Source organism: Streptomyces sp. NRRL WC-3549, from assembly GCF_000721935.1.
GTDB lineage: Bacteria > Actinomycetota > Actinomycetes > Streptomycetales > Streptomycetaceae > Streptomyces.
The window spans coordinates 8732-14956 of the sequence record NZ_KL585425.1 but is presented as its reverse complement, the minus strand read 5'-3'; the positions used below and the strand labels follow the sequence as shown (position 1 = coordinate 14956).

4 protein-coding genes are annotated in these 6225 nt (G+C 74.5%); all 4 read left to right on the top strand.

Translation table 11 applies throughout. The features are described 5' to 3' along the window. On the top strand, positions 1-912 hold a 912-nt coding region (locus IH13_RS0127810; RefSeq protein ID WP_158791354.1), incomplete at its 5' end, for a WS/DGAT domain-containing protein. Positions 913-1222: 310 nt separating this feature from the next. Beyond that, a complete protein-coding gene (locus tag IH13_RS0127805; protein ID WP_031088723.1) occupies positions 1223-2341 on the top strand; it encodes an SDR family oxidoreductase in 1119 nt (372 codons plus the stop codon). Between the two features lie 88 nt (positions 2342-2429). Then, positions 2430-4013: a PfaD family polyunsaturated fatty acid/polyketide biosynthesis protein gene (locus IH13_RS0127800; protein WP_031088722.1), complete on the top strand. Its 1584-nt coding sequence runs from the start codon at positions 2430-2432 to the stop codon at positions 4011-4013. A 47-nt stretch (positions 4014-4060) separates the two neighbouring features. Beyond that, positions 4061-6225, top strand: a 2165-nt coding sequence (locus IH13_RS0127795; protein ID WP_158791352.1) for a type I polyketide synthase, incomplete at its 3' end; no start/stop codon positions are given.

Here is a 6225-nt window from a genome sequence, read left to right as displayed (position 1 = left end):
AGCCCCGCCGGCGGGCCGATGTGGGACGTCCTGGTCGCCACCGGGTTCGCCGCCGGGCGCTGGGCGCTCGTCTTCCGCGTCCACCACACGCAGATGGACGGCGGGGCCATCACCCACACCCTGGACCAGCTCTTCGGCCATGGCCCGTCCGCCCGCCGCCGCCCGCTGCTCGGTGGTGCGGTGCGGCCGGGGGCGCGGCACATCCCGTCCGCGGCCGTCTCCGTGCTCAGGGCCGCGCGGCCCACGGCGCCCTGGCCCGCCCGGGTGTCCGCCGTACGCCAGGGCAGCGCCACGTACGCGGTCGGCGACCCGGTGGACCTGGCGGACCTCGCCGTACCCGGCAGCACGGTGAGCCAGGTCCTCGCGGCGGGCTTCGCGCTGGCGGCCGACGCCTGGTGGCCCCTCCCCGGCGACCGCCAGGTACACGTCATGATCCCCGCGGACATGCGCGAGCCCGGCGAACAGCGCGCCATCGGCAACCACTTCGCACCACTGCGCCTGGCGCTGCCCACCGGCTCCCCGGACCGGGTGATGCGCGAGGTGAGCGCGCAGATGCGGGTCTGGCAGCGGCCCGGATTCCGCGCGGGCCTGGACATGACGATCCGGCGGGTGACCCCGTTCGGTGCGGCCGTCCTCCTCGGCAACCGCATCGGCTCCGGAAGGTGCTGCCGGGCCGTGGTCACCTCGGTCCGCTCCAGGCACCCGCTGTCGTTCGGCGGTGCCCCCGTCGTGGACCTCATCCCCGCCGCGCCCACGTACCCGGGGCACGCGCTCTCGTGCACGCTGTGGTCCTACGGAGGCCGGGCCAGGATCTCGTTCGGCTCGCACAGCTCGATGCCGTCGGTCGGCGCCCTGCCCCACCTGTGGGAGCAGGCGCTCAAGGCGATCCGCGCGGAAGCGCCGTCCGCCTGAGCCCGTGTCCTCGACGAGTGTGGCTCGTTGGTGCTGGTTGTGGGGCGGGACAAGGGGAGTTGGACTGCCGCGGACGGCTCGGGGGAGACCGTCCGGCGGCTGGTTCCTGAGCAGCGGGACCGACCGCGTGGGGCCGGCCGGGCCACGTCCGGCGCGACGCTCCGCGTGGTGGCCGTCCCCGCGCGGGTGAGGGGCCGGCCGGACACGGCCACACCTCCCGCCGGGCCGTCCGCCGCGCGACGGGCCGCCCGCCGGCTCCACGTCCGGGCAACCACCTCACCCTCCTCCGAAATCCTGGAGTCACCGAAAAGTGCGAGTCGCTCTCACCGGGGCCACCGGTTTCCTCGGGCTTCGCCTCGCCCGTGAGCTGCTGGAGCAGCACGGCTCCCTGACGGTCCTCGCCCACGCGGGGTCCGGGGGCGCTCTGGGGCGCGTCACCCGGTTCATGGAACTGTCCGGCGCCCCCGCCGAGTCGGTCGCCGAGCTGCCCCACAGGCTCCGGATCGTGGAGACCGACCTGGCACAGCCGCGGCTGGGACTGTCCGACGAGGCGTTCGGGCGGCTCGCGGACGAGCTGGACGTGATCTGGCACAGCGCGGGCAACATCGACCTGGACGACGACCTGGCGAACCTGCGCCGGGTCAACGTCGACGGCACCCGCCACGTGCTGGAACTGGCCGCCGCCGGTGCCCGTCGACCGGTGGTCCGGCACATCAGCACCGCCTTCGTCGGCGGGGCGCAGCGCGACGGCGTGTCCTACGAGGACGAGCTGGCCGACGCCCACGGCTTCGAGAACGCCTACGAGCGGTCCAAGTACGAGGCAGAGGTCCTGGTACGCGCCTGGGCACGGGCCACCGGGCGGCCGGTCCTGGTGATGCGGCCGAGCATCCTGGTCACGGACCTCCCGCCGGACCCGGCGCTCCCCGCACACCCGTTGCAGTTCGTCGCGCGGATCGTGCAGGCCTCACTGCGCGGCGGTGCCCTCACCGGCGCGGACGTACCCGACGCGCTCCGGCCGCTGGTGCGGCTCAAGGGCCACCCCCACGGGCACCTGAACCTGATGCCCGTGGAGTCGGCCGCCACCGTCATGGTCCGGCTGGCGAGCCGGACCCCCTCGGGGACGGCCGGCACCTACCACGTCGTCCACGACCACGACGTCGCGGTGACCACCCTCGCCGCGCTGGTGGAGCGGCTCGCGCCGGTGCGCCTGCGGATCGTCGAGGAGAAGCCGGACGATCCGAGCCCGCTGGAGGCGGTCGCGGACCTCTACCCCGGGTTCACGCCGTACCTCGGCCACCGCCGGCGTTTCGACGACACCCGTGTCCGCACGCTGCTGGGCCCCGTGCCCTCCGGCGTCCGCGTGGACCTCGACTACCTGGCAGCGGGCCTCAGCCCCGGGCGGACCGTGTCCACCGGCGGGGCGCCCTGACCACCGTCCGCCACCCCCGCCCCGGGGCGCCGCGCACGGCTCCTTCGGGCACCGCGTGTCCGTCCACCTCCCGACAGGAAGTCCACCCTTGTCCGTACTCGCGTGCCCCGAGGGGGCCGTCACCGCGTCGCCGGCCTTCACCCCGGAGCAGATCGAGGCATGTGTCCGGCGGATCCGGCACCATGCGCACATCGTCACCGGCCCCACCGGCCGGGAGTTGGGGCTGGTGACGGGCCCCCGGCCCGCCGGAGACGTCGTCGGCACCTTGCCGCCGCTGTATCCGGAGTGGCTGGGCGGCCGTGCCTTCTGCGAGGCGCACGGGGTCCGCTTCCCTTACGTGGCCGGGGAGATGGCGAACGGTATCGCCACGACGCGGATGGTGGCGGCCATGGCACGGGCCGAGATGCTCGGCTTCTTCGGCGCCGGGGGTCTCGGCCACCCCGAGGTGGAGCGAGCGGTGCGCACGCTGGCCACCGAGCTGGCCGGGCTGCCCAACTGGGGCGTGAACCTGATCCACACGCCGTCCGAGCCCGCGTCGGAGTACCGCGTCGCCAAGCTCCTCCTGGACCACGGCGTCCCCTGCGTCTCGGCGTCGGCGTACATGGACCTCACCCCGGCCGTGGTGCTGTGCTCGGCGGCCGGACTGCGCCGGGGCCCGGACGGGCGGATCGTGCGGCGTACCCGTGTCTTCGCCAAGGTGTCGCGGCCGGAGGTCGCGACCCGGTTCCTCTCACCGGCCCCGCCCGGTCTGCTGCGCGCCCTGGTGGAGCGGGGCGAGCTCACGGAGGAGGAAGCGGCCCTCGCCGCACTGGTGCCGGTCGCGGAGGACCTCACGGTGGAGTCCGACAGCGGGGGCCACACCGACAACAGGCCGCTCGGTGCCCTGCTGCCACGCATCCTGACGCTGCGGGACGAGCTGGTACGGCGCCACGGGTACACCAGGGCGGTCAGGGTCGGCGCGGCCGGCGGGCTGGGCACCCCGGAGGGCGTCGCGTCCGCGTTCGCGCTCGGCGCGGCCTACGTGGTGACGGGGTCGGTGAACCAACTCGCCGTGGAGGCCGGCCTCTCGGACGACGCGAAGGCGATGCTGGCCGACGCCGACATCGCCGACGTGACCATGGCGCCGGCCGCCGACATGTTCGAGCTGGGCGTCAAGCTCCAGGTGCTGCGCAGGGGAACCCTGTTCGCGCAGCGGGCCGGCCTGCTCCACGAGGCGTACCGGACCCACTCCTGCCTGGAGGAGCTGCCGCCCCACCTGCGCGCCAGGATCGAGCGTGACGTGCTCGGGGCCCCGGTCGAGGAGGTGTGGGCGCTGACCCGGCGGTTCTGGCGGCAGCGCGACCCCGCGGAGGTGGAGCGCGCCGAGCGGGACCCCAAGCACCGCATGGCGCTGGTCTTCCGCTGGTACCTGGGCAACTCCAGCCGCTGGGCGATCACCGGGGACACCTCCCGGCGCAGCGACTACCAGATCTGGTGCGGACCGGCCATGGGCGCGTTCAACCGGTGGGCCGCAGGCAGCCTCCTGGCAGAACCGGCCGGCCGGACCGTGGTGCAGATCGCGCTCAACCTGCTGGAGGGCGCGGCCGTGGCCACCCGTGCGCACCAGCTCCGCACCTACGGCGTACCGGTGCCGTCCTCCGCCTTCGCCTTCACCCCCCGCCGCCTGTCCTGACCGCGCTCCCCGCGCCCGCGGCACCGACCCCCGAGGAAGGGGAGAGCATGACCGACACCCGCCCCCGACAGGTCCCGATCGCCGTCGTCGGCATCGGGGCCCTGATGCCCGGTCCGCAGGGCGCCGCCGGTTTCTGGCACACCGTCGTGACGGGCCGCGACCTGATCACCGACGTCCCGGCCGACCGCTGGCTCGTCGAGGACTACTACGACCCCGACCCCACCGCCCCGGACAAGACCTACGCCCGTCGCGGAGCCTTCCTCTCCGATGTCGCGTTCGACCCGATGGCCTTCGGCATCCCGCCGAACACCCTCGCCGCGACGGACACCGTGCAACTGCTCGCCCTCACGGTCGCCGAGCAGGTGCTCACCGACGCGGGCGGGCTCCAGGGCGCGGACCGCGACCGGGTCTCGGTCATCCTCGGCGCGGGCGCCACGGAACTCTTCACCCACATGAACGCCAGGCTCCAGCGCCCGGTGTGGCTCAAGGCCCTCCGCGAGAACGGCATCCCGGAGGACGAGGCGCAGGCCGTCTGCGACAGCATCACCGGCCACTACGAGCCGTGGCAGGAGTCGACCTTCCCCGGCCTGCTCGGCAACGTGATCGCGGGCCGGATCGCCAACAGGTTCGACCTGCACGGCACCAACCACATCACCGACGCGGCCTGCGCGAGCTCCTTCGCCGCGCTCTCCACCGCGGTGAGCGAGCTCACCCTCGGCCGGTCCGACCTGGTGATCAGCGGGGGAATCGACGCGTCGAACGACGCCGGCACGTTCCTGTGCTTCTCCAAGACGCCCGCCCTGTCACCCAGCGGCGACTGCAGGCCCTTCTCCGACGCCGCCGACGGCACCATGCTGGGCGAGGGCATCGCCATGTACGCCCTGAAGCGGCTGGCCGACGCCGAACGTGACGGCGACCGGGTCTACGCCGTCGTCCGGGGGATCGGCACCTCGTCGGACGGCAGGAGCGGCGCCATCTACGCGCCGGTGCCCGCGGGCCAGGCCCGGGCGCTGAGGCGCACCTACGAGGTCGCCGGCTACGGGCCGGAGACCGTCGGGCTGGTGGAGGCGCACGGTACCGGTACCGGCGCGGGGGACGCCGCGGAGTTCGCCGCGCTGCGCCAGGTGTACGAGGAGACGGGCCGCCAGGACGGGCAGTGGTGCGCCCTCGGCTCGGTCAAGTCGCAGGTCGGCCACACGAAGGCCGCCGCCGGGGCCGTCGGTCTCCTGAAGAGCGTGCTGGCCCTGCACCACAAGGTCCTGCCCCCGATGATCAAGGTGGACCGGCCCGACCCCGCGATGCGGATCGGCGACAGCCCGTTCTACCTGAACACCCGGGCGCGTCCGTGGGTGCGCCCCGCGGACCATCCGCGCCGGGCGGCGGTCTCCAGCTTCGGCTTCGGCGGCAGCAACTTCCACGTGACCCTGGAGGAGTACGTCCCCTCGGCCGGGTCCGGTGCCCGTCCGGCGGGCCGCGCCCGCACCGCCCCCACCGAACTGGTGCTGCTCAGCGCTCCGTCGGCGGCCTCCCTGCTGGAACGCAAGCCCGCTGAAGGCCGGTCGGTGTACGACGTCGCACGGGAGAGCACCCGGGACTTCCGCGCGGACCACCCCGTGCGCCTCGCGATCGTCGCGGCGGGCGACGAGGACCTGGCGGAGAAGGCCGAGCAGGCCTTCGCACTGATCGCGCGGGAGCCGGACACGGCCTTCTCCACGCCGACCGGTGTCCACTACGCGACCGGCGAACCCCGGGTGGGCCGGATCGCGTTCCTCTTCCCGGGCCAGGGCGCCCAGTACGTCGGTATGGGCGCCGACGTGGCCATGCTCTCCCCGGCCGCGCAGGCGGTCTGGGACCGGCTCGGGTCCAGGACGTTCGGTGACCGGGCCCTGCACCGCGTGGTCTTCCCGCCGCCCGCCTTCGACGACGAGGAACGGGCCGCCCAGCAGGCCCTGCTGACCGGGACCGAGTGGGCGCAGCCCGCGCTGGCGGTCCACTCCCTGGCCCTCCTGGAGATCCTGCGCGGCCTCGGCCTGCGTCCGGACTGCGTGGCCGGGCACAGCTTCGGCGAACTGGTGGCGCTGCACGCGGCGGGCGCCCTGGACGCCGAGTCGCTGCTGGGCCTCGCCCGCAGGCGCGGGGAGCTGATGCGCGAGGCGGCCACCGTGCCGGGCGCGATGCTGGCCGTCGCCGCCGGACGTGCCCGGGTCGAGGA